Annotated in this window: 22 protein-coding genes and 1 pseudogene; 5 read left to right on the plus strand and 18 right to left on the minus strand. The window is 35.3% G+C overall.

Features of this window, described 5'->3' with window-relative positions:
• Window positions 1–6: 6 nt before the first annotated feature.
• Entirely contained in the window at window positions 7–654 is a 648-nt protein-coding gene (locus tag MHH69_RS12665; RefSeq protein ID WP_122973625.1) for an acetoin utilization AcuB family protein, read from the plus strand.
• Window positions 654–1,811, plus strand: coding sequence for an acetoin utilization protein AcuC (locus MHH69_RS12670; RefSeq protein WP_122973632.1), 1,158 nt, complete (start codon window positions 654–656; stop codon window positions 1,809–1,811). Before MHH69_RS12665 ends, MHH69_RS12670 begins: the two co-directional genes overlap by 1 nt.
• Before the next feature lie 57 nt (window positions 1,812–1,868).
• On the opposite strand, the gene MHH69_RS12675 is transcribed toward MHH69_RS12670, so the two are convergent.
• From MHH69_RS12675 to MHH69_RS12685, 3 genes are all read right to left on the minus strand, one after another.
• Window positions 1,869–3,202 (minus strand): IS3 family transposase gene (locus MHH69_RS12675; RefSeq protein WP_341361629.1). Its coding sequence is split into 2 segments (ribosomal slippage): window positions 1,869–2,815 and window positions 2,815–3,202, totalling 1,335 coding nucleotides; the frame shifts between segments, so codons are not numbered across the junction.
• 120 nt (window positions 3,203–3,322) lie between these two features.
• On the minus strand, window positions 3,323–4,321 hold the full coding sequence (ccpA, locus tag MHH69_RS12680) for a catabolite control protein A (protein WP_122973602.1): 999 nt from the start codon (window positions 4,319–4,321) through the stop codon (window positions 3,323–3,325).
• Window positions 4,322–4,488: 167 nt separating this feature from the next.
• A complete protein-coding gene (locus MHH69_RS12685) occupies window positions 4,489–5,574 on the minus strand; it encodes a bifunctional 3-deoxy-7-phosphoheptulonate synthase/chorismate mutase (RefSeq protein WP_341362484.1) in 1,086 nt (361 codons plus the stop codon).
• 174 nt (window positions 5,575–5,748) lie between these two features.
• Here MHH69_RS12685 and pilM point away from each other — a divergent pair, with 174 nt between their 5' ends.
• Together pilM and MHH69_RS12695 are read left to right on the plus strand one after the other, a co-directional pair.
• Window positions 5,749–7,905 (plus strand): pilus assembly protein PilM, encoded by a 2,157-nt coding sequence (pilM, locus tag MHH69_RS12690; RefSeq protein ID WP_341362485.1) that lies wholly within the window; start codon window positions 5,749–5,751, stop codon window positions 7,903–7,905.
• A 137-nt stretch (window positions 7,906–8,042) separates the two neighbouring features.
• A pseudogene (locus MHH69_RS12695) lies at window positions 8,043–9,186 on the plus strand (IS3 family transposase).
• A gap of 63 nt (window positions 9,187–9,249) precedes the next feature.
• Here the strand turns inward: MHH69_RS12695 and MHH69_RS12700 are convergent.
• The 9 genes from MHH69_RS12700 to MHH69_RS12740 form a co-directional block, all read right to left on the minus strand.
• Complete coding sequence (locus MHH69_RS12700) at window positions 9,250–9,708, minus strand: YtxH domain-containing protein (protein WP_122973605.1); 459 nt, start codon at window positions 9,706–9,708, stop codon at window positions 9,250–9,252.
• Window positions 9,709–9,728: 20 nt separating this feature from the next.
• Window positions 9,729–10,214, minus strand: a complete 486-nt coding sequence (locus tag MHH69_RS12705) for a DUF948 domain-containing protein (protein WP_122973606.1) — start codon at window positions 10,212–10,214, stop codon at window positions 9,729–9,731.
• Between the two features lie 92 nt (window positions 10,215–10,306).
• Window positions 10,307–11,623 carry a UDP-N-acetylmuramate--L-alanine ligase gene (gene murC, locus MHH69_RS12710; protein WP_122973607.1) on the minus strand — a complete coding sequence of 439 codons (1,317 nt, stop codon included), beginning with the start codon at window positions 11,621–11,623 and terminating at the stop codon, window positions 10,307–10,309.
• Window positions 11,624–11,852: 229 nt separating this feature from the next.
• Window positions 11,853–15,029 (minus strand): DNA translocase FtsK, encoded by a 3,177-nt coding sequence (locus MHH69_RS12715; RefSeq protein ID WP_341362486.1) that lies wholly within the window; start codon window positions 15,027–15,029, stop codon window positions 11,853–11,855.
• A gap of 290 nt (window positions 15,030–15,319) precedes the next feature.
• On the minus strand, window positions 15,320–15,937 hold the full coding sequence (gene ytpR / locus MHH69_RS12720) for a YtpR family tRNA-binding protein (RefSeq protein WP_122972938.1): 618 nt from the start codon (window positions 15,935–15,937) through the stop codon (window positions 15,320–15,322).
• Window positions 15,934–16,749, minus strand: a complete 816-nt coding sequence (locus MHH69_RS12725; RefSeq protein WP_122972939.1) for a DUF1444 domain-containing protein — start codon at window positions 16,747–16,749, stop codon at window positions 15,934–15,936. Before MHH69_RS12725 ends, ytpR begins: the two co-directional genes overlap by 4 nt.
• Before the next feature lie 192 nt (window positions 16,750–16,941).
• Window positions 16,942–17,463 carry a hypothetical protein gene (locus MHH69_RS12730; protein ID WP_122972940.1) on the minus strand — a complete coding sequence of 174 codons (522 nt, stop codon included), beginning with the start codon at window positions 17,461–17,463 and terminating at the stop codon, window positions 16,942–16,944.
• A gap of 88 nt (window positions 17,464–17,551) precedes the next feature.
• Entirely contained in the window at window positions 17,552–18,085 is a 534-nt protein-coding gene (locus tag MHH69_RS12735; protein ID WP_122972963.1) for a DUF84 family protein, read from the minus strand.
• Between the two features lie 77 nt (window positions 18,086–18,162).
• A complete protein-coding gene (locus MHH69_RS12740) occupies window positions 18,163–19,239 on the minus strand; it encodes a M42 family metallopeptidase (RefSeq protein WP_341362487.1) in 1,077 nt (358 codons plus the stop codon).
• A 227-nt stretch (window positions 19,240–19,466) separates the two neighbouring features.
• On the opposite strand from MHH69_RS12740, the gene MHH69_RS12745 reads away from it, so the two are divergent.
• The gene (locus tag MHH69_RS12745) at window positions 19,467–19,781 is read left to right on the plus strand and encodes a hypothetical protein (RefSeq protein ID WP_122972942.1); all 315 of its coding nucleotides are present in this window, start codon (window positions 19,467–19,469) and stop codon (window positions 19,779–19,781) included.
• 50 nt (window positions 19,782–19,831) lie between these two features.
• Here MHH69_RS12745 and MHH69_RS12750 read toward each other — a convergent pair whose 3' ends face one another.
• The 6 genes from MHH69_RS12750 to pepV all read right to left on the minus strand — a co-directional run bounded on the left by MHH69_RS12750 (window position 19,832) and on the right by pepV (window position 25,823).
• Window positions 19,832–20,707 (minus strand): YtnP family quorum-quenching lactonase, encoded by an 876-nt coding sequence (locus tag MHH69_RS12750; protein WP_122972943.1) that lies wholly within the window; start codon window positions 20,705–20,707, stop codon window positions 19,832–19,834.
• A 78-nt stretch (window positions 20,708–20,785) separates the two neighbouring features.
• The gene (gene trmB / locus MHH69_RS12755) at window positions 20,786–21,436 is read right to left on the minus strand and encodes a tRNA (guanosine(46)-N7)-methyltransferase TrmB (RefSeq protein ID WP_122972944.1); all 651 of its coding nucleotides are present in this window, start codon (window positions 21,434–21,436) and stop codon (window positions 20,786–20,788) included.
• Window positions 21,437–21,491: 55 nt separating this feature from the next.
• Window positions 21,492–22,448, minus strand: coding sequence for a diacylglycerol/lipid kinase family protein (locus tag MHH69_RS12760; protein WP_341362488.1), 957 nt, complete (start codon window positions 22,446–22,448; stop codon window positions 21,492–21,494).
• Between the two features lie 2 nt (window positions 22,449–22,450).
• On the minus strand, window positions 22,451–23,443 hold the full coding sequence (locus MHH69_RS12765) for a nuclease-related domain-containing protein (RefSeq protein WP_122972946.1): 993 nt from the start codon (window positions 23,441–23,443) through the stop codon (window positions 22,451–22,453).
• A 103-nt stretch (window positions 23,444–23,546) separates the two neighbouring features.
• The gene (gene dat / locus MHH69_RS12770; protein ID WP_122972947.1) at window positions 23,547–24,410 is read right to left on the minus strand and encodes a D-amino-acid transaminase; all 864 of its coding nucleotides are present in this window, start codon (window positions 24,408–24,410) and stop codon (window positions 23,547–23,549) included.
• 21 nt (window positions 24,411–24,431) lie between these two features.
• A complete protein-coding gene (pepV, locus tag MHH69_RS12775; protein WP_341362489.1) occupies window positions 24,432–25,823 on the minus strand; it encodes a dipeptidase PepV in 1,392 nt (463 codons plus the stop codon).
• Between the last annotated feature and the right edge of the window lie 32 nt (window positions 25,824–25,855).

Below are 25,855 nucleotides of genomic sequence, written 5' to 3' on the forward strand. Positions count from 1 at the left end.
AATTAGATGATTATTGAAGAAATTATGAATAAAGATGTCTATTCGCTATTACCTTCTAATACTGTCAAAGATGCTATCCAGCTATTGAAAGAGAAAAAAATAAGACATTTACCTATAGTGGATGATCAAAATTATGTTGTTGGAATCATTACACAACATGATTTAAAAAATATACTACCTACTTCATTAACAGATGATGAAAATCAAGTTACTTATGACACTACTTTAGACAAAATTATGGTAAAGAATCCGTTAATCGGTCATCCCCTTGATTCAGTCGAGGATGTTGCCCTTACTTTATATGAATCAAAGATTAGTTGCTTACCTATTGTTACCGGTGGAAAATTAGTCGGGATTGTTACAACAACCGATTTACTTTATACATATATCGAGCTAACAGGTGCTAACAAACCTTCTTCCAAAATTGATATTAAGGTAACGGACAAGCCAGGTATTTTATCAAATATAGCCGAAGTATTTAAAAAACATAAAGCAAACGTTTTAAGTGTTTTAGTTTATCCAGATTCTGAAAATGACCATTCAAAAATTTTATCTATCCGAGTTCAAATTATTAATCCTCTTTTAATTATTGAAGATTTACGAAAAGAAGGCTTCCATGTTTTATGGCCAAATTTACCGGGGATAGAACTATGATGAAAAATGCCGTATTTATTTATTCTCCTGAACAACTCGGATATAAATTTTCAGATTCACACCCTTTTAATCATACACGCTTACTTTTAACAATGGACTTATTGAAAAATATTGGTGCCCTATCAGATGATGATATTATACCGGTAAGGGTTGCAACAGATGAAGAAATCGCCCTTGGACACGATTTAAAATATATCGATACGGTAAAAAAAGCAGGACACGGTTTACTAACCCCACAGCAATGTGAAATGTATGGTATCGGCACTGAAGATACGCCTATTTTCACAAATATGCATGAAGCAAGTGCACTATTAGTAGGAAGTACATTACAAGCTGTGGATTATGTGATGCAAGGGAAAAGTAGGCATGCTTTAAACCTTGGTGGAGGACTCCATCATGGTTTCCATGGCCGGGCTTCAGGTTTTTGTATATACAATGATAGCACTGTTGCTATACGCTATATCCAAGAAAAATATAATGCAAGGGTATTATATATCGATACGGATGCCCATCATGGAGATGGTGTTCAATGGGCTTTTTATGATGATCCTGACGTCTGTACCCTTTCCATCCATGAGACTGGACGCTACCTTTTTCCTGGCACTGGCAATGTGACAGAACGGGGGAACGGTCAAGGATACGGTACATCCTTTAATTTTCCAATCGATGCCTTTACAGAAGATGAAAGCTTTTTAATGATTTATGAACAAGCCGTTAGAGAAGTATTTGACTATTTTAAGCCCGATGTCGTCATTACTCAAAATGGTGCGGATGCCCATTATTTCGATCCCCTTACCCATTTATATGGCACTATGAAAATCTATCAAGAGATTCCGAAACTAGCCCATAAGCTAGCCCACGAATATTGTGATGGGAAATGGATAGCAGTAGGTGGCGGAGGTTATGATATTTGGCGTGTTGTTCCGAGGGCTTGGTCCTTTATTTGGACCGAGATGAAAGACTTGCCTTGTCCATCAGGTCCCCTACCTGCCCAATGGTTAGAAAAATGGCAGCCCCAATCACCGGTTCCTTTTATCCCAACGTGGGAAGACCCTACTCCATTGTATGAACCAATTCCCCGTAAAGCAGAGATTGAAGAAAAAAATGCTCAAATGTTAATGAAAGCATTACATATTATTCGCAATCAAGCAAAATAAAAAAGACAACTCAACATAAAGTGTACCCTTTGTAAAGGACATTTTTAAAAAAGGCTTTTAAGCAACTTGAAGAAGATGGTGACTGTATTGTGCAGGCGTCATCTTTTTTAAGTTCCATTGACCTCGGTAATGATTGTAATAAGTCATATAACTCTTAATCTCTCTTTTTACTTCTTCTAATGTTTCACACGATTTAAAGTCTGTTTCATCTTTAAAATGACCAAAAAACGATTCTTGTGGGGCATTATCCCAACAGTTTCCACGACGTGACATAGATTGCTCTAGTCCCATTTTCTTTACCATCTTTTGAAATTGGGGGCTGGTATAGTGGAACCCTTGATCAGAGTGAATGAATGCGCCATCGGCCAATTTTATCCCATTCTTTTTCAACATCTTTAATGTATTTAATGCAATATCTAGTGTAATTTTATCCGATGTCTCATATGCTAAAATTTCATTGGTTTCGGCATCTTTTATAGCGGATAAGTAGGCACGTTTTCCTTTTCCATAACTCAAATATGTAATGTCTGTTAATAATACTTTTCTAGCGATTCCTTGCTTAAATTTACGGTTTAATAGATTTGGTAAAGTTCTATGTTCTTTCGTTGCTTTGGCCATTCTTCGATATGGATTTGCTTTTCGAATGGGGCAGATGATTTGAAACTTTTTCATGATACGACGAATTCGCTTTAGGTTATATGTAATTTGATACTGATTTTCTAACGTCATTTTAATTTGACGTGCACCTTTCTTACGACCACGGAAATTGAACGCTTTTAAAATGATTTCTTTGACTGTCTCATCTGCCTGATCACTAGCTTGTCTACTAAGTTGTGCTTCTTCTGAAAAATAACGATAGTAGCCCGATCGAGAGACTCCAACTAATTTACAAAGGTAGCTTACCATTCTTTTTAAGCGGTGTTTTTCTATCACATACTGGATCAACTGAAATTTTTGTTCCGCTGTTAATTTCTCTTTTTCTTTATCAACAACCTTTCTGCTAAATCGATCTTTTTTAGTAGTTCATTTTCTGCACGTAATAATGCATTTTGCGCCTCTAACCTTGCGTACTTTTCTTCTATACTTAATTCTCGCTCAAGTGGACGTCCTGAAGAGTGTTTACGTGTATCCACAAGCCCAGCTACACCATTCTTTTGATAAGCAGCACGCCATCGCTCTAAAGCAGACTTTGCACGTTTTTTACCTACGATATCAATATCAAATCCTGCATCTTCAAAAATTTGAAGTGGAAATTTCCCTTCCTCATATTCTTTAATGGCTCTTGCTTTAAATTCATCTGTATATGTTATTGCTTTTTCACTCACTGCTTTTACATAAGGATGTTTCTTGAGTAATTTCTGTTCTTGATCTGTAAATAACTTTTTCGACATGTTCTTCCGCTCCATCAACCATTTATTTTATTTCATTATAAATAAAAGTACCCTATAAGAGAGACCTTTTTTCAAGTGTCTTTCTTATAGGGTACATTTTAACATGAGTTGTCCTTTTTATTATTTAACAGATTTTCGTTTTTCAATTCGGTGGGGAATAATTACGGATTGGTTATCAATCGTTTCTTTATTCATTATTTTCGTTAATAAACGCATAGCTACTGCCCCAATATCATATAAAGGAAATACTACACTCGTCAGCTGTGGACGTACCATACGGGCAAGTTTTGAATTTTCAAAACTAATCACTTCGATTTCGTCCGGAACTTTTCTTCCACTATCTTGAGCTCCATGAATAAGACCGATCGCTAATTCATCACTTCCTGCAAAAAAGGCAGTTGGTGGATTATCAAGGGCACTTAACGTTTCCCATGCTTCAATTCCACTGTCATACGTATCATCATCAGATACAATTAAATTTTCATCCAATTCCAGATTCGCATCAATAATCGCCTTTTTATAGGCTTCTAATTTGAACTTTGAATTAATGGTATATTGTAGAGGTCCAGATACGAAAGCAATACGTTTATGGCCATTTTCAATTAACATCTGTACCGCTTCATAGGACGCTTGGAAATAATCAATATTAACAGAAGCAAATTGATTCGATTCATCTACCGAACCAGCAAGTACGATTGGTACTGGAGAATGTTCCATTGACTGATGTAATTTAGGGGTAACTGCATCACTCATCATGACAATGCCATCTACTTGTTTACCAAGCATTGTATCGAGAAGTGTTAGTTCTTTTTCTTCGTTTTGATCGGAATTAGCTAAAATAATATTATATCGATACATTGTTGCAATATCTTCGATTCCGCGGGCAGCTTCTGCATAAATATTATTTGATATATCTGGAATAATTACACCGACAGTGGTTGTTTTTTTACTTGCTAAACCACGGGCTACTGCATTCGGTCGATATTCTAGACGTTCGATTACTTCTAATACCTTTTTTCTTGTAGCTGGTTTTACATTTTGGTTTCCGTTAACTACACGTGAGACCGTCGCCATTGAAACATTCGCTTCACGTGCAACATCATAAATCGTTACAGTCAAAGGATACGCCTCCTTTTATTGAATTAATATGTTCATCATACGATAATTTCCATTTCTTTTTCAATATAAAGCACATAATCTTCATAAAGATTCAATATTTGAAGCTTTTCATCCAATAAAAAACCCAAAAAGTATCCTATACATACTTTTTGGGTTTTTTAAAGAAATTATGCTTTATATTCATATTGTTTCATAAATTTTTGTATTTCATTATAGAAAGCATCGAATTGTGAAATATCCATTTGTTGTTGTGAATCAGACAAAGCAACAGATGGATCCGGATGCACTTCTGCCATAACCCCATCTGCACCAATCGCAATAGCTGCTTTTGCACATGGTAATAGTAAATCACTGCGTCCTGTGGAGTGGGTCACATCTACAAATACCGGTAAATGCGTTTCTTGTTTTAAAATCGGCACCGCCGAAATATCTAACGTATTACGAGTTGCTTTTTCATAAGTACGTATACCGCGCTCACAAAGGATAATATTTTCATTTCCTTTTGACATAATGTATTCAGCAGCATGAATAAATTCGTCGATTGTAGCAGCTAAACCACGTTTTAATAAAACAGGTTTATTTGTAGCACCAACTGCTTTTAATAATTCAAAGTTTTGCATGTTACGAGCACCAATTTGAATTACATCGACGTAATCTAAAGCCTCTTCAATATGAGTAGGTGTGACAATTTCCGTTACAACTGCTAAGCCGTATTCTTTCGAAATTTGTTTTAAAATTTTCAATCCTTCTAATCCGAGACCTTGGAAATCATATGGAGAAGTACGAGGTTTGTATGCTCCACCTCGGATTAATTTCAATCCTTTTGATTGGATAGAAGCAGCAACTGCTGCCACTTGTTCATAGGATTCTACAGAACAAGGACCAAATACAAACGTTGGATCGCCTACTCCTACTTTTTCATTATTAATTTCAATTACAGTATCTTCCGATTTTTTCTTACGAGATACAAGTAATTCCTTTTTCTTGTCTGCCTCTAATTGTTTTAAAGCCGTTTTGAAAATTTGTTTAAAAATATAATCAACCGTCATTTGATTTAACGGTCCTTTATTATGTTCTTTTAATAAATCTAACATATGTCGTTCACGAAGAGGATCGTATCGGTTTACCCCTTGTTTTTCTTTAATTTTACCAATTTCATTAACAACCTCAGCTCGCTCATTAATAAGACGTAGTATTTCGAGGTTTAAAGCATCTATCTGACTGCGAAGGATTTCTAAGTTTTTTTCACTCATTTCCTTTTCTCCTCTCTCTGTACCGAACTCTTTCAGAACGTTGAAATGTATGATACATTTGTTAGTGATAGTCCTATTATAGTCAACAATATTCATATTGTCACGCAATTTCAATTTAGCGCTTCAACTCGCTAAAGTTTTCTCTATATTCCCTTTGAAAGGAAGCGATTTCATTTGAGTTCCAAACTATTCGCTTTAGACATAGGTACCCGTTCTGTCGTCGGTATTATACTAGAAGAACAGGATGACCATTTCCATGTCATGGACATACTTATAAAAGAACATAAAGAACGGGCTATGGTAGATGGCCAAATACATAACGTGTTATATGTTGCAGAGTTAATTAAAGAAATCAAAAATGAGCTTGAAGAAAAACATGGCCCACTAACAAGGGTGAGTGTTGCCGCAGCTGGTCGTGCATTAAAAACCGAACAAGCAAGCGTTACGATTGATATAAAGAATCGTCCTATCTTTACCGAAGAAGATATAAATAGACTTGAGCTTCAAGCTGTTCAACATGCTCAACAACAACTCCTTTCCTCTAAGGAAGAGGAATCCTTTAATCATTATTATTGTGTAGGCTACTCAGTCCTATACTATAAGTTAGACGGTGAAGAAATCGGTAGTTTACTAGATCAGCAAGGCCATGAAGCGACAATCGAAGTAATTGCTACCTTCCTACCCCGTGTAGTTGTTGAATCGTTACTAGCTGCCCTTAAACGAGCAGATTTAGAAATGGAAGCATTAACTTTAGAACCGATTGCCGCTATTAACGTTTTAATTCCTCAATCGATGCGACGTTTAAACGTTGCCTTAGTTGATATCGGTGCAGGTACTTCAGATATTGCCATTACGGACAAAGGAACAATTGTTGCTTATGGTATGGTCCCTACAGCTGGAGACGAAATAACGGAAAGCTTAAGTGACCACTATTTATTAGACTTCCCAGTGGCAGAGATGGCAAAACGACAATTAGCAACGGAAGAAAACATACTTATTAAGGACATATTAGGATTCGATCAATTTTATCCAAGGGATGAAGTAATCCAAGCAATTCAACCGTCTATTCAAAATTTAGCTAAAGCGATTGGCACTGAAATTTTACGTTTAAACAATCAAACACCTCCAAAGGCAATTATGTTAGTGGGGGGAGGTAGTTTAACTCCTAATTTAACAAATGAACTATGTCATGTTTTGAACCTTCCTGCAAATCGAGTTGCCGTTCGTGGTATCGACGCCATTCAAAATGTAACAAAAGATGAATCAATCCCATCAACCCCTGAGTTAGTAACTCCTATTGGTATTGCGATTGCTGCAAAAAAGGCACCGATTCAGTACATGACGGTAACAGTGAATGATCAAGTTGTTCGTTTGTTTGAAATGAAGGAAATGACGGTTTCTGATGCCTTTTTAGCTGCAAATATACGGGCAAAACAGCTCTACGGTAAACCAGGACAAGGTATTTCCATCACTGTAAATGACCACGACATTTTTTTACCTGGAGAACATGGCGAACCAGCAACGATTGTTGTAAATGGAGAACCGGCGTCAACAAAGTCAATCATTCAAAATGGGGATTGTATCACATTAGTAGAGGGTAGACATGGAGAGGACGCTAAAGTAACTGTACGTGACATTGTGGACGATGCCCTATTTAAAAGTATTACGGTACAAGGAACCCTTTATCATATTGAACCTAAAGTAAAAGTAAATGATCAATACTGTTCCCTTGATTTAGAACTACAGGATCGTGATCGAGTTTACATTGAAACGATCGAAACGGTCGAAGACGTATTTAAACATATAAAAGCCATTGATCTATTGCATAAATTACAACCTTTTTGTATTCATGTAGACGGACAACCGATGTTTTTACAGGATTTCACACCAACCTTATTCATTAATGATAAACCAAGTAAACTTCACTATCCTGTTAAAGATGGTGACCGTATTAAAGTGGATGAAAACTCCCTTCCAACTGTAGAAATGATGATGGGTAAATTAAATTTATCATTAGAAGAAAAGATCATTGTCACTTTCCAAAATGAAACGGTGGAATTAACAAAACAATGCCATGAAGTATTACTTAATGGAACAGCTTTATCTCCTTCTTCTACAATTCGTAACGGTTCTACTATAACGATTGTAGAGAAGGAATCTAATCGATGGAGATTCCAAGATGTGTTCCGTTTTTCAAACTGGCAACTTCCCAAGGATTTTCAAGGTTATTTTACAATTTTAAGAAATGGGGAAGCTTCTTCCTTTGATGAAGAAATTTTTGGCGGCGACCATTTAGAAATTATATTATCGGAACATCCAATCCCGAATTAAATAATACTGTTTACAACAAAAAACTGCCCATTTCCATTTGTAAAATGTACCCTATAAGATAGACACTTAAAAAAAGTCTCTCTTACGGGGTATTTTTTTATTTATAATGAAAAAAACAATTAGATGGAGCAGAACTTATGTCGAAGAAATTATTTACTACTTATGAACAAAAATTACTTAAGAAAAATCCTTATGTAAAGTCAGTGAGTGAAAAAGGAATTACATATACAGATGAATTTAAAGCACTAGCCATTAAAGAATATGAAACTGGAAAAGGTCCAAAGAGAATCTTTGAAGATGCAGGGTTTGATATGGAGGCGGTTGGAATGGAGCGTGTACACTCATCGTTAAAAAGATGGAAAATAGCTTATCAAACGAACGGTGCATCTGGGCTCGAAGATTCTCGTAAATATCATTCGGGACGTCCACTGGAACGTGAATTAAGTTTAGAAGAGAAATACGCTAGATTGGAAGCCCAGAACGCTCTTCTAAAAGCAGAAAATGAACTGCTAAAAAAGATCGATTTAGCAGAAAGGATGTTGAGAAAGAAGAAGTAAAACTCACGGCTGAACAAAAATTTCAGCTGATTTACACAGTCATTAAAAAATATAAATTAAAGCGAATGGTACAACATCTGTGCGTACTAGCTGGGGTTTCACGTTCAGGATATTATCGTTATTTTTCAGAAGAAGCAGCGAACAGAAGACAAGCACGTCATCAAGAGGATGAAAAGGTAAAAGAAGTTATATTAAAAGCATTTCACTTCCGTGGTCGTTCTAAAGGTGCTCGCCAAATTAAAATGACGTTAGAAGACCAATTTAAAATTACATATAACTTAAAGCGAATCCGACGAATTAAACGATTAAGGACGCCGAAACGAATGAGATTTTAGCTTATGAAGTATCTAATAAATTAACGCTAGATATTGCCCTTAATACCTTAAAGAAATTGAAAAAGAATCGGGTAAAACTATCTGAAGGTGCATTCATCCATTCCGATCAGGGCTTCCACTATACGAACCCTCAATTCCAAAAGCTTGTGAAGAAAATGGGATTAGGTCAGTCCATGTCTCGTCGTGGAAACTGTTGGGATAATGCGCCACAAGAATCTTTCTTCGGTCATTTAAAAGATGAAACAAATATTAAATCATGCGAATTATTAGAGGATGTAAAACGAGAAATAAAGAGTTATATGATCTATTACAACAATTATCGTGGTCAATGGAATTTAAAAAAGATGACGCCTGCACAATACAGACATCATCTATTTCAAGTTGCCTAGCTTTTTTTAAAATGTCCTTTACAAAGGGTACACATTATTGGAATGGGCAGTTTTTATTTTTTATTAAATAGATGAAGGTTTTGAAGCTTCCGCAATGTCTATTCCTTCATACGTATCATTTTCTAAAGGTTCTTCTCCTTCGTATGAAACCGTACCATCGTCAAATACAGTTGGTACTTTTGCTGTTTTTGATTTTACTTTATCAACTAGTTGACTAGATTGCTCTTTAATCTGATTTGATAATAAAACTGTTTTTTCTTTCGCCGTTGATGATAAAGTAACACCTTTATCCTTTAAAGTTGCCGCTTGGCTTGCTACATCACTTCTTAAATCTCTTCCTGTTTTCGGAGCAAGTAATAATCCTACAGCTGCTCCTACAATACCTCCTACAAAAGCTCCAATAACAAAATCTTTCATATTCACCGACTCCTCTTCATATATAGCATCTATACCAGTATAAAGTTGTGGTAAATTAGGTATTGCATTTTTCACTTCGTTATAGTTTGGTTTTTCCCCTAACATGTTGAACATCCCCCTCTTTGTTATTTTCTTCGTTTAAATTTAGAAGATTTTTTGACAATTTCATCTGTAGCTTCATCTACATCATGTTGATTGATTGCTTTTCGCTGTTTCCATTTATCAGCAATCTCCATTGCCACATTGCTCCATTGGACTACTTGGGCAATTTTTTCTTCATTTTTACTTACCTCTGAAGAAATAGAAGATGTAATTTGTTGAATAGAAGTATTTAATCCATTTACGGATACTCCAATATTTTTCACTGCATCAACGACTGAATTTAATTTCTCAGATTTCTCCGTAATATCTTCCGCTAACGTATTTGTTTTGGCTAATAGGGAGGTTGTCTCACGTGTGATTCCTTCCATTTGTCCTTCGATTCCAGCAATGGTACCTGCCATACTATTTAGCGTATTTTTTAATGAGAATAACGTCATACCTACACTAATACATAAAATTAAAAAACCAATTGCTGCAAGTAATGCTGCGATGTATAAAATGATCTCCATTTACAATAAAACCTCCTACGTCTACTTACATCTACTATTCGACAAAAAATGTGAAAATCCTTCATTTGAAAAAACAGCCTAAACATAGGCGTTTAAGCTGTTTCTTCATTGTCTTTCAACACTTCTTCAAAAGCCTCTTGATACTTATGAACATCACCTGCACCCATAAACAAGAAGACAGCATCGTTATGTTCTTTCAACATGTCAATTTTATCAGTTTGAAGAATTTTACTTCCTTCAATCAAAGTTGCTAAATCATCAATCGATAAAGCTCCTTGTTTTTCCCGAGCAGAACTGAAAATATCACATAAATAAACAGCATCTGCCTTTTCTAAACTATCGGCAAAGTCTTGTAAAAATGCTTCTGTACGGCTAAATGTATGTGGTTGAAAAACAGCAACAATTTGTCGATCTGGATATTTTTGACGCGCCGATTGAATCGTCGCATTAATTTCGGTTGGATGATGCGCATAATCATCTACAAGTACACTATTCCCCATTTTCGTCTCCGTAAAACGTCTTTTTACTCCACCATACGTATTTAAACGTTCTTGAATAAGATTCGCCGGAATTCCTTCATAATGACATAAAGAAATGACTGCCAACGAATTTAAAACGGTATGGTCTCCAAACATCGGAATGAAAAACTTATGGTAAAATTCGTTTCTCACGTAAACTTCAAAGGATGTACCTTCTGTTGTTTTTTCAATATTTCGTGCTGCAAAATCATTATGAGTACCAAATCCATAAAAGACAACAGGTACATTTGCTTGAATTTTTTGAAGATGTTCGTCATCTCCACAAGCAATAATCGCTTTATTTACTTGAAGTGCTAATTGTTGGAATGCCGCATTAACATCTTCTATATCTGAAAAATAATCCGGATGGTCAAAATCGATATTCGTCATGACAGCATAATCTGGATGATACGCTAAAAAGTGACGACGGTATTCACATGCCTCCATAACAAAATAAGAAGCATCTTCTTTCCCTGAACCTGTACCATCACCGATTAAAAAAGATGTTGGCATATAACCGCCAATCACATGACTCATTAATCCGGTAGTGGACGTTTTACCATGGGCACCTGTTATTGCAATAGAAGTATATTTTTTAATATAATCGCCTAAAAATTTATGGTAGCGAATCACTTCTACCCCTAATTCCTTCGCTCGAACAAGTTCTGGATGTTCATCAGGAAAGGCATTGCCAGCTATAACGGTCATGCCTTCGTGAATGTTATCTGGATCGAAAGGTAATATCGTGATGTTACGATCTCTTAATGGTTTTTCTGTGAAATAATAAGTTTCATAATCAGATCCCTGTACTTGTTCTCCTGAATCAAACAAAATTTGAGCTAATGAACTCATACCTGAACCTTTAATTCCTGTAAAATGATAAAATGTCATATTGAAAACCTCCCGGGATACACTTGATCCCAATGAATGAACGTTTGTTATTTAAGTTAGTTTGTGCCAAATTTTAAAAACATACCCCATTATAGCATTAAATTTAATAAAGGATAATTACTTGTTAGCTTATTTTTTCTACTTATTCACTCATTCATGTATATTTTTATTATATCGAAAAAAATGAGAGGGAATCCTCCCTCATTTTCACTATTTGTATATACAAAATCTAATCAAACATAGAAGCTAAATCAGACTCTGTAATATACACTTCTCTCGGTTTACTTCCTCTTTGTTCAGAAATAAATCCGTTATTTTCTAACATATCAATTAAGCGGGCTGCCCGATTATATCCAATATGATACTTTCTTTGAATGGATGACGTGGAGGCAGTACCTTGTTCATAAACAAAGCGACATACCTCTTCAAATAATTCATCTTGTTCTTCTATCATTTCGGATTTTTTTAATAATTCATCCTGTTGGAAGAAATACTCTGGTTCCCCTTGGGAGCGGACATGCTCAATAATTTCTTCAATTTCATCATCCGTTACAAAAGTACCTTGTAAACGGATTGGAGCACTCATCCCATTTCCTAAATACAACATATCTCCCCTTCCTAATAAACGTTCCGCACCTTGACTGTCTAAAATCGTACGGGAGTCAACCTGTGACGAAACGGCAAAGGCAATACGAGTTGGAATGTTGGATTTAATTAAGCCGGTAATGACATCTACTGATGGGCGCTGAGTTGCAACGATTAAATGAATTCCACAAGCCCTTGCTTTTTGAGCAATACGACAAATTGCTTCCTCTACATCTGCAGGAGACATCATCATTAAATCTGCCAGCTCATCGATAACGATTAAAATGTAAGGTAATTTATGACCATATTGCCCGTTCGATTCGGCTAGTTTATTAAATCTTGTTAAATCCCTTACTCCTGCATGGGCAAATAATTGATAGCGTCTTTCCATTTCTTCTACAGCCCATTTCAACGCCGCTGTTGCCGCTTTCACATCGGTAATAACAGGGCTTACTAAATGGGGAATGTGATTAAATGGAGCAAGCTCTACCATTTTAGGATCTATTAACATTAGCTTTAATTCATTCGGATCTGCTTTATATAATAAACTTACTAAAATCGAATTAATACAAACCGATTTACCAGATCCAGTAGCACCAGCTATTAAACCGTGGGGCATTTTACGCAAATCAATTGTTAACGGCTTCCCTGTTAAATCTAATCCTAATGCTGCTTCTAAAGGCGATTCGGAATTTAAAAAGGATTCACTAGTCGTTACTTCGGATAAACGTACTGCTCGAGAAATACGATTCGGTATTTCGATTCCAATTGAACTTTTCCCTGGGATTGGGGCCTGGATGCGAATATCTTTCGCTGCTAAAGCAAGTTTTAAATCATCTGCTAAGTTTCGAATTTTACTCACTTTTGTACCGTGACCGACTGTAATCTCAAATTGGGTAACAGCTGGACCTTGCATAATAGACTCTACTTGGGCTGTTACTTGGAAATAGGATAATGCTTCAACTAAAACATCCGCTTGAGATTCCAACCATTCCCGATCTTCTGTTTTTTCCTCCGGTGGTGATAAAAATTCCAATGAAGGTTTTACATAAAGTTTTGGAATGACTTTTCCCTGAGGTTCATTGGAAACAACTGTATTTATTGTTTCTTCTGTCTCCCCTTCTACATGGAACGGTTCCTTTCCTTGATCCATGTCAGTCGTTATCAAAGCTGTAGCATCCTCATGTGGCCTGTTATTAATAGGTTGTTGCTCTTTTAATTCTCCATTAGATGTATGCCTAGAAAATTCTTTAATATCATCATTATGTTCATTGAATTGTTTTTGTGCTAATTTCGCAGCATATTTTTCTTTATCTGATTTCAACATAAGGACATTAAAAGGTAATGTTTTTCTTTTAGGTTCAACCTTTTCTTGTTGTTCCACAGACTCATCTTGCTGTACATCTACTTCAAATTCTTCGTACTGTTCATGTTCTTCATATTCTTCATATGTTTCTAGTTCTGTATATTCTTTCTGTTCAAATGGTTCTTCTTGCTCTATTGATAGGAAGGAATTTGTATCAGATTCAGTCTCTTGGTCATCAAACTTGTCCATTAAAGCAATGTCTACAAGGCGTTGAACTTGAGCATTTTCCCCTTCGAAAGGATGTTCTTCCACAACTGCCTCTTCAAGTTCAACTTGCTTTTCGATTGGAATTTGGATAGGCATGAATATTGGGGTGTGTTCCATTACTTGTTGAAAATCCTGTTGACTGACTTGGCTTTCTTTTAAATCGAACTCTTCAACTTCTATTTCAGGCTCTCTTAAAGAAAAGCTTTCGTTCTCATCATGATTGTCAAAGGACATAATTTCCCCTTGTTGATGCTCAACTTCATACCCTTTAAGTACACTATCTATCTTAGTTTGGAATTCATTAGTCGGTTCATCCAATACTTCTTCAGCTAATATAGGAAACTCTTCTACTTTTTTATAAAGGGTTTCTTCCAATACGATTGGTTTTTCTACTCGTTCATCTTCTATTTGCAAAAAATGATTAGAAGGAACCTCCACCGACTCTTCCTCTTCATAAGAAGTAGCTTGTTTCTTACTTTCTGGAAGAGCAATCGTGTCAACAGTACTTGCCACTTCTTCTTTTATTTTTAAAACATCAGAATAAATTTGCTCTACTTTACTTTCCTGTTGTGCATCGGGTTTACTTTGTTGTACCTTTTCTTCAACTTTCTCTTCTTCCAAAGGTTCGACTCTACCTTGCTTTTTTGATAATAAATCGTTAATGTTACTCGGTCTTTTAAAGCCGTATATAGGAGAAGGGACTTGACTTGGAACAAATTTTCTTTGGGCAACAGGAACATCTACAGTTTCTGTTTGCTTTTTTGATGCATAAGTAGCTTTTTTCCTATCTTCTTTCAATGGTTCCTTCATTTTAGACTGTTCAACTCGACGTCCTTTATAGGAATCCTTTCTTAACTGATTGGAATTCCCTCTTGTCGAACTACCTTTATTTTGTCGTTTTTCTAACAGTTCTCGTATTCCCGAAACTTCTACATCAAACACTTCGGAAATGGCATTTGGTTGATAAAAATAATTCGATTTCCGATTAACTTGATCCACGTTGTGATGGGTAGTTTGTTGTTCATATTGGTTAAAATCGTGACTAGGGGGTCTCGTATTCCCCATTTCATGATCATCAATTAATGGGAATTTAAAACTCTTTCTATTATTTTGAACCGTTTCTTCTATCACATTATCATTTGTTTTTGATTTTACTCTTTCTTCTTCATAGTACTCATCTTCATAATATTCTTCATCTTCTATTTCATCATATATTAATTTATTTAACTGTTTTTTAAACCAATTCAATGTAGATCACTCTTTTCTATTAACATAGCATTTTTTATTATAAAGTAATTATATGTAAGTAGGCATCTTTATTTAACCTTTCTATCACATTTGATATAACTTTTTCGGTTATTTTTTCTATTCATTTTTATTTTTTAGGAGTTTAATAGATAAATAGTATAAATATGCCTTAGTTAGCAAAATCATATCATAATTACATTGCAATAAGATAACAATGAGAAAACATTTCGATGAAAACAAAAAAGGACGCCTCTATTAAAGAGACGTCCTTTCAAAAAAGTATGTTCAAATTATAAATTAGAAGGAATCGTAAAAGATGCGCCAACTTCTGCATCTTGATCTAAAACTAAAATTCCTTTAGCTGATGGCGCATTCGGAATTGCTAATTCACGTGCTGAGCAAAGCATTCCACTTGATGCGACTCCACGTAATTCAGATTGTTTAATCACTAATCCAGATGGCATTACAGCACCTATTTTTGCTACAACGACTTTTTGTCCCGCTTCAACATTTGGTGCACCACAAACGATTTGTAACAGTTCATCCCCTACATTTACTTTACAAATACTTAACTTATCAGCATTTGGATGTTTTTCCTTTTCTTCTACATAACCGATAACAAATTTAGGAGAAAAATCAACATCTAATGAGATAGAAACATTGTTTGCTTTCATTGCTTCCTCAATTTTTTGTACAAGTTCTGGGTTTACTTCCACATTCCCTTGAACGTTTAAGTCCATATATTTACTTGCATTAAATAAATTGAAAGCTTTTATTTCACCAGTTGCTTTCTCTTTTAAAATAGCGAAATCTCCTACTTTTTCAACTTCAGTATGAACGATTTTTTCTGTAGCTAGTTGGACTAAAAGTACATCTCCAACAAATTGTTTATTATAAGCGGCGATCATTGGTCATCTTGCTCCTTTTTTACTCTGTTTTTTGCCAATATAAAGATTGGTTCTAATTCTCCTTTATCATAAACGAAAGATAAGGAAGTAATCGGTACTGCACCTACGGAAAAGAAGTGCATCGTCATTTGCGCTAATACATCATACCCTACTTCGTTCCGAATATCACCAATAATTAGAACATCTTGGTGGGGAACAGACAACGTCATGTCCCCTTCTATTTTTGATTCCATCTCTTTTAAAAAGGATTCATTTAAAATACGACTTGCATCATATCCATCATTTTCATTTAAGAAATAAAAAATATTGCCCGCTACTTCATCTTTTTTCGTATTTGTCGGTAATTTTCGAACGGAAAAACGAGCTGCTTCTCTAATTTGATTTGCCGAAACGTTTAATTTCTCTAACATCGACTCATCAATTAATCGGTAAGTTGTTCCTAAATCTAACGCATAAAAGATACGCGTTTCCGCAGTGTGATCCGTTGTGATGAAGGTATGTCCTTCATTGGATTTTAACGGGAAAGAAGTGGAACGTATAACAGGGTATACTAAAGATAAATCATGGAATCCTTCAGCTCGTTCCTTTTCCATCGCCTGAAAGGTTTGTTCGATCGTATAGACAACCTCATCGATGGCTTTTTCTTTTATCGTTTGATATTTGGCGATAATTTCAGGAAGGGAAATATCCATCCCTCGATTTAATGATTTATGATTAAGTCGCAACATATCTTTTTCTTTATCAAAATGAAATTCAAATTGCTCCGTACTTAAGCGCAATTTCAATTGTTCTACTAACTCTTTTGATTTCAACTTCATCACATCCTTTCTTATTTTACAATACTTGCTTTTCTTTACCAATCGATGCAGTAAAATTTTTTCACAAAAATTGCAAGTACAAAAATAAACGGTTCACATAAAGTGAACCGTACTTTTAAAGTATTACCCTTATTGTAGCAAAAGTTTAGTTTTTTAGTCGATTAGTTTGTCTGCTAACTTCCATTATTACTTTTCAAGTAACTTTACAGAACGAACGATTGTCATCATATCTACTAGTTTCTCATCTATATTTTTATCTTCTGAGATAGTAGACATTTTAATACCACCACAACTTACGACAAGTTCAAATTGTTCTTCATCATGTTCAATCACTGCAGTAAATCCAAAGGCACCATCAAATTCGACTGTTTCTTCCTTGATAATATGTTTTGTTTTATCATCTTTTAATAATTGATAATGTAGTTTGCTATCTTCCGTTTCATTTTGATTCACAAAAAGAATATAACTATCCTGTCCTTTTGTCACAATGAAATTATTGGGATCTTCACTATTTTCAGCCTTGTAACCCGATGGAACATATAATTCGATTCCCTCAAGCTTTGTATTTGGTTCTTGGGGATTTTCTTCAAAAACAGTTTGAGCGCTTGCCACACCAGAATCTATTTGCTCTTCGACAGTTTTTCCACAGCCTGTTAAAGCGAACAATAACAATAAACACGCTGTAGCTAGAAGCCATTTACGTTTCATATGTACTCCTCTCTTTCTATTCTATTAATATTAAATGATAAATAGGTCATGATGCAAGAGTCATGTTTTTAGTAATATTTTCATAGAGTTATTTATTAGTATTTAATAAAAATAAATATTGTCCTATTAACAACTTCACAATATGTTCAAACATTTCCGTTCGATCAACTAGACCTGCTGTAAAAACACCAACAGCTCCTGAAGAAGAACGTGTATCCTTTTGCTTCGTATAGTCATCCATAACCGGACCTAATTCTCTACCCGCTCTCAATTGTACAGCAATTTCATCTGGTAATAAAAATTGGGCACCGCTAGCTGTAATAATCGTACCATCTTTTAATGCCATTGCTCCCCAATTACAGCAGTACATTTGACCATCCATTTCATGTACACCACCTTCAAGTCCGAAGTTCAAATCAGCTCCTGAAGCATTTAATGTATGAAGGGCACGATTGATTGCACCTTGTCTCGTCTCATCATTAGAAAAAGGCTGTTCCGAAACATCTGAAGGAACCGCAAATTGCTCAAATTCCAAGTTGTCAAAATACATACTTACGATATTCGTAATAGCTAATGTTTTTGCTCTATTTTTCGTACCAATTGCAACAAACAAAATTGTCATCTCCTCATCAACACTTTTACTGGACGTTCCACTCAATAAAAAAGATGCCCCATTTGGCACCTTTCTTCTTAGTAATTTTAACCATTGTTTATAATTGTATCCACTGTACTTCTATCAAGGGTTCTCACAAGTTTCACAAGCAACTCTTTTGCAGCCGCATAATCATCGACATGAATGATCGAAGCAGAAGTATGGATGTAGCGGGAACAAATGCCAATAACCGTACTTGGAATTCCTTCATTGGAAATATGTACTTTACCTGCATCAGTACCACCATTAGATACAAAATATTGATACGGTATATCATTTGTCTCAGCCGTATCTAAAATAAATTCACGTAATCCACGGTGGGTAACCATCGTTGGATCATAAATTCGTAATAACGTCCCTTTTCCTAATTGACCAAATTGGGTTTTATCACCCGTTGTATCATTGGCTGCAGAAGCATCTAGGGCGAAGAAAATGTCAGGTTTAATCATGTTTGCAGATACTTGTGCCCCGCGTAATCCAACTTCTTCCATTACGTTTGCACCTGAATATAGGTTGTTTACTACTTTTTCGTCTTTTAACTCTTTTAACAATTCGATCGCCAAACCACAACCATATCGGTTATCCCAAGCTTTCGCCATAATTTTTTTCGGGTTTGCCATCGGTGTAAATGGACAAATTGGGATAATTGATTGACCTGGTCGAATACCCATTTGTAGTGCATCTTCTTTACTGTCTGCTCCTACGTCAATTAACATATCTTTAATTTCCATCGTATGATTTTTGTCAGTACCTCTTAATAAATGAGGTGGAATGGAAGCAATTACACCAGGAATTTCTTGTTCCTTTGCATAAACAGTTACTCTTTGGGCTTGTAACACTTGATTAGACCAACCGCCTAATGGCTGAAAGCGAAGCATCCCGTTTTCTGTAATATCTTTTACCATGAAAGATACTTCATCCATATGGCCTGCCACTAATATTTTGGGTGCATTGTCATTTTCCGCTTTTCTTACACCGAAAATGCCACCTAAATTATCTTGAATAATTTCATCTGCATACTTTTCTAGTTCCCCACGCATAAATTTTCGAACAGCGGATTCATTGCCAGGGGCACCAGGTAACTCCGTTAATGTTTTAAATAATTGTAATGTTTCAGTATTCATAAAAGAACACTCCCTAATTTTTTTAATCTTTTCTCTATTCTATCATATATATTTCGTAATTCGAATTGTATCATTGGAAAATTTACAAACTCACTATTAAAAACGGGTTTTTTATAGCATAGACCAGTTAATTATTTCTATCCATAGACCACTCTCTTTGTATGATTGAACAAGACTTCTGTTTTAATTGGTGTTAAAATAAGGAATAGTTTAAAGGAGGATGGCAAATGAAATTAAGAGATTTTTTAATAGGTGTGGCCACGGGTTTAGCTGCATCCATTATCATTAAAGAAACATCTGAAAGAATTTCGCCTTTTGTACCCGCCAATCAAGTACTAGACAATGTAAAAACAGAGTTTAAAAAAGAAAGCCCTATTGATGGTTCTTGGATTTATATGAAAACAGAAGATTATAATAATGGTATTATGACCATTCCCGTATACCGTGGAGGAATTACTAGAGTATTAAATGGTGAATTGGAAACATTTGAATTTGCAGCAGATGCTCGTTCAGGAGTAGTTGTTGAATTATTAAAAGTGTAATTTCTTCATAGAGAAAGAGGCTGTTTGAAATGATCAAACAGCCCCTTTTTTTATACATTTGTTTCAAATTGAATTCGTGCTTCTTTATTTCGTTTCAATGAGTCGGTCACTTCTTTTCCATCGGCACTCCATTGAATCATTCGATAATAAGCATCATGATAGAAAATAAATTTATACCCTTCTGCTAAAGCTTCTTTCATTATTTTTTCTTTAGCAAACACACTTGTCATCGGGTAATCATCATATGCTAATACCCATAAAGGGTTTTGATGGGCATGGGTTGGCATAATGTCCGCCATATGAATTAGCGTTTCCCCGTTTTGAGTTAACTTTATAATCGCATGTCCATCACTATGTCCACCTGTATGAACCATTTCAATTCCAGGGGCTATCGTTAAGGATTCGGAGAAAGTCTCAACTTGATGTTGAACCGGTTCCCAATTTTCTTTCCAATACGTATTTTTGGATCGTATATTTGGATTACGCATTTCATCCCATTCAATTTGCGTTGTATAAATTTTCGCCTTCGGGAATGTAGATACGAGTGTGTCCCCTTCCCAACGAGTTAATCCCCCAGCATGGTCAAAATGAAGGTGGGTCATTAGCACATAATCAATATCTTCTGCAGTAAGTCCCAATTGGTCCAAGCTTTCTAAAATCGTTGATTCTTCTGTAACACCAAAGTTTCGAAGTTGTTTTTCTGTTAACTTATTAAACCCAACACCACTATCAATTAAATAATTTTTCCCCTCGTATTGAATTAAAATCGGTTCACAAGCTAATTCAATTTGATTTTTGTCATTGACTGGATACTTTCTTGACCAAAGTGGTTTTGGTACGACTCCAAACATTGCTCCGCCATCTAAAGAAGTGACGCCCCCATTAAGCCATGTTAAGGACATATTGTGAAATTGTAGTTGATCCATCCCTATCTCCCCCTTTGTTCTTATATTTATTTAAAAATTCGATTGAACGACAATCGAATTCAAAATAAACGATTTACATTATTTCTTCGTTATAAATTGAGATTCTAAACGATAGATTGGCTGACCTTTGGCAGAAAACTTTTCTTCATATTCTGTCATAATATTGTCTTCCGGCATATTGGCATGTAAATCTAACGAAACATATTTCAATAACATTCCATATTCCGACATACTAACAAGGGAATATTCAAATAAGCCACGATTATCCGTTTTAAAATGAATTTCCCCATTATCCACTAAAATGGACTCATATAACTTCAAAAATCCTTCGTGGGTTAAACGACGTTTTGCATGACGCGTTTTAGGCCAAGGATCTGAGAAATTTAAATACACTCGACTTACATCATTTTTAGCAAAATATTTTGCTAAATCGGCTCCATTTACTTTTAATAATCGTAAATTTGGTGGAGTATTAGCATCTAACACTTTTTCCAACGCACTCACAATGACACTATCGTATAGTTCAATACCGATATAGTTAATATTAGGGTTAGCTAGAGCCATTCCTGTAACAAATTGACCTTTTCCTGTACCTACTTCAATATGCAGTGGGTTGTCGTTTCCAAAAACTTCTTTCCACTTTCCTTTATATTCTTCAGGATTTGGAATAATAACTTCTGGATGATTTGTAATAAATTCTTCAGCCCACGGTTTATTTCTTAATCTCACTACTAAATCCTCATTTCTAGATGTCCTAATTTCATTTTATTATAGCTTATTTTTCTTACTTTTTCATAAACTCGCTATTTCTTTTTATCGACATCCAACTTTTCTTTTGGACAACGTAATCTATGCGTGAATTATTTTTTGTCACACCCATCACTTCTCCATCGGCATGACAAGGTAATTCATCGTTTATGTACAAAGTAAATTGGTCGCCCTTCTGCTGAACGACTTCTTGTAATCTCGTATGGCTACCAAAAAATACAGTGACAAACATTAGTAATAATTTTAATCTTGAAAGGTTATACACAATGGTCAATTCTAATTTCCCATCCATTGGATCAGATTGAGGTGAGATTTTCATCCCTCCTCCGAAATACGGTTGATTGGAAACCGTTGCAAACCAAACCTTTTCATACTTTCTTTGACTACCATTTTGTTCAACCGTTAATGTAAATAATTTAAATGTAAATAGACCGAGCAACACAAAATAAACATAACTAAACTTACCAAGTCCCATTTTGTTCAGTCGTTTTTTTATAGTAGAATGGTTCGCCAGTTTAGCTACAAAGGCATCGAAACCAATTCCTGAATTGTTCACAAAATGAATTGATTGTCCAGTGCTCCATTTGACCATTCCGCTATTAAACTGTTGCAAAGATTGTTCATTTCCTTTTATAAATTCATCTATTTCATAAGCAGTATGGAATGTAAAATATTCCCTTGAAAAGTCGTTACCAGAACCTGCACCAATTGCTCCAACATATACATGATTAAAACCAATCACACCATTTACGACTTCATGGATTGTTCCATCTCCCCCAACGGCTATCAAAAGTATTTTTTGTCCAGTTAGTTGAAAATTGCTAGCAATCTTTCTAGCAATGGTAGTAGCATGTCCATGATGATTTGTTATGTAAAAAGAAAAAGGGGTATGTAGTTCTTTCCTTAACTTTTCCCAAACTTTTTTCCCTTTTCCATTGCCAGCTTGCTCATTAATAATAAAAAACAATTCCACTTTTATTGCTCCTGTTGTTCCACTTTCCAAATATCACGGTTAAAGGAAGTCGTTTGTACCGTCTGTAAAATTGCTTGAGCTGCTTGCATTTGCATCCGTTTCATCGGTGAAGAATAGCGGGATAATTGGTTCATCCATTGGGAAAGTTCTCGTTTATCAATGAATTGAACATTAAAAACAGAACCTGGATAATCAAAATATCCATTTCTTGAAAGGAGCACTTTTCGAATTGGCATGTCAACGTTATTTGCAGCAAATAACTGAGTAATAATAGACTCCATCCGATTTAATTGAATTAATGGATTCAACATTTTTTTCGATGTTTTCCCTATCTTTTTTGTCCAAAAACGATCGCTATTCCCAACAAATACTGCTTGCTCTTCTTGTTCCACTAATGTAATGCATAAACATTCTGTTGGTGTTAATAAAATAATATCTAATTCAACAGGTGCTTTCTTTACCTTTATGATTGGATAATACAGTACTAAAAAGCTATCCGGTAAACGTTGAAGAATAGTTCGAAGTAACGAATCTCTTAAAAATTTCGGATCCACATAAGATTTTTCCCTTAAAGTTGAACTTGCCCATTTAATTTGAAAATGAAAAAATTGATCCATGAACATTTTTTTCAGTTCTTCTATCGAAGTTGGTTGGTACACAATTTTCGGTTCAAAAAATAACGTTGTTTCTTCCTCAGGAATTTCTTCCTCCGGATTCATTAGCTCATTCGAAACATCTACATCTTCTATATTTTCAATTTCTTTTGTCTCTTTTTTCAGCTTTAGTTTTTCGAAAAAAGAAAAAGTTTTTTTGCCCTGTCGTGTGTCTTCATCGGATTCAATATGTTGCCACTCCGGTGTTTCTTCACCAGAAAGCCATTGTTGTTTCACACGTTCCCATTGACTTTTTTTCAAACGAACAAATTGAGTTGGATATCTTGATAAATCGATTTGGTATCTTGAAATGTAATCTTGTAGTTTCACTAATTGAGCCAAAAAAAACACTCCTATTCTTTAAATCCCCACTTCAATTTTACATGAGGAAACGCAAAAAAAATAGTGGATAGGTGATGTCCTACCCACTAATAAACTCAATGAATTATTTTGACAAATTTACTTGAAATTGTTGAGGAAGCTTTGTTTCAAATTGTGCTTGTAATTTACGAGTCCATTCTCCAATGACTCCATTATTTATAGCTACCCCTTCTAAATCGATAACTGGTGTAATTTCAGAAGTTGTAGATGACACAAACAATTCATCCATGTTCAATGCTTGCTCTTTTGTAAAAGGTTCTTCCTTCACTGGAAGGTCAATTTCCTTTGCACACGTTAAAATAACATTGCGTGTAATTCCGTTTAAAATGAAGTTATCTGTTGGGTGTGTATATAGGACTCCATCTTTAATACCAAATACGTTTGTAGATGATCCTTCCGTAATAATATCTCCACGATGTAAAATGGCTTCGTAACACCCTTTTTCATAAGCTTCTTGTTTTGCTAATACAGCACCTAATAAATTTAATGATTTAATATCACAACGTAACCAACGAATATCCTCTGCAAAAACTGCTTTCACACCTTTTTCCATATTTTCTGTTGAACGAGGAGCTTCCTTCACATTTCCTGTTAAAACAGGTAATACGTTGTCCCCAGGGAATTGGTGAATACGAGGTGCCGCACCACGAGTAATCTGGAAATAAAGATTTCCTGTTTTAATTTCGTTTGCTTCCACTAATTGGTGTAATAATTGGTGAAGTTTATCCTTTGTAAACGGAATCGTTATTTTAATTTTTTCAGCACTTAAATAAAATCGATCAATATGTTCTGTTGCAGTAAACATTTCACCATCATAAATTTTAATTACTTCATAAACTCCGTCACCGAATTGATAACCTCTATCTTCTTTATCAATCTTTACTTCACTTTCATCCACAATTTTGTCATTCCATAATACAAAGCCCATTTTTTACCATCCTTTAAAATTTTATTTCCCAGCTAACTCAACAATCGTTTCCGCATATATAGCGGCAGCTTTCACTAAATGATCAATCCATACATATTCATCCGCCTGATGCGCCACATCCGGTTCACCTGGGAAAAGCATGCCAAAGGCTACCCCTTTTTTCATCGTCCGCGCATACGTACCTCCACCAGTAGATAACGGTTTTGATTCATCCCCTGTATATTTTCGATATACTTTCAACAAAGTTTGCACAAGTTCATCTTCTTCTGGTACATAGTGGGGAATCGAATTAGATGTCACATCTAAAGCAAATCCTAAATCGGATACTACTTTTGTAGCTTCTGTCATTTTTTCCTCAAATGGATAGCTCACCGAGTAACGCATACTTACTTGAATATGGCCACCCCGTTCATGGTGGAATAATATAACACCAGGGTTTAATGTCGTAGGACCGGACATAATATCTTCAAAATCTAGCTTCATTTTTGTACCCTTGTAGTCCTCACCAAACGTATTGACGATGAAAGAAAGAAATTGGTTACTTGCTGGAGTAGTAATGTAGTTAATCAGAAATTTTGCAAGTAACACAGCCGCATTTCTACCTTTTTCAGGTTCCATCGCATGGGCCGATTTTCCTTTAACCGTTATTATATATCGTCCTTCATCTTGAATAAAAGTACCTTCTGTCGTATTTTCTTCTAAGAATTGTTGAAATTCTTCTTCCACTCCAGAGGTTACATTTTGAATGATCGCTTTTGCATGATCCGGTACCATATTAGAACGTTGTCCTGCCTGAAATGCAATAATTTGTTCATCTGCCGTTACTTGAGCTTTTTGTGAAAAATTAAGCAATGCAATACCTTTCTCAGCATTAATTAATGGAAAGTCAGCGTCTGGTGCAAATCCAATTGTTGGCATTTGTTCCTTTGTAAAGTAATGGGTTACACAACGGAATCCTGATTCTTCATCTGTCCCAATAATCATTCGAACACGTTTATTTAATGAAACGCCCGCATCTTTCACCATTTTCATAGCTAACCATGCTGCAATCGTTGGACCTTTATCATCAATGGCACCTCTGCCAAATAGTTTTCCGTCCACTACTTCCCCTTTAAAAGGAGGATACGTCCAGGAATCTCCTACTGGCACAACATCCACATGACATAAAATTCCGAGCAAGTCGTCGCCTGCTCCCATTTCAATATGACCAGCCACATTATCTACATTTTTCGTTTGAAAGCCTTGTTGTTCACCTTTTGAAAGCATAAATTGTAAAGCCTTTAATGGACCTTGACCAAATGGAGCATCCTCTGTTGCACTCTCTTCATCAAGAACACTTTCAATTTGAATTAACTGTTGTAATTCTGAAATCAATTCTTCTTTTCTAGATTCCGCTAATTTCAACCAATCCATTTAATCACCTCTTTACTTATTACCGATTATTT

The sequence above is a fragment of the Ureibacillus sp. FSL E2-3493 genome (assembly GCF_038077515.1).
Classification (GTDB): domain Bacteria; phylum Bacillota; class Bacilli; order Bacillales_A; family Planococcaceae; genus Ureibacillus; species Ureibacillus halotolerans.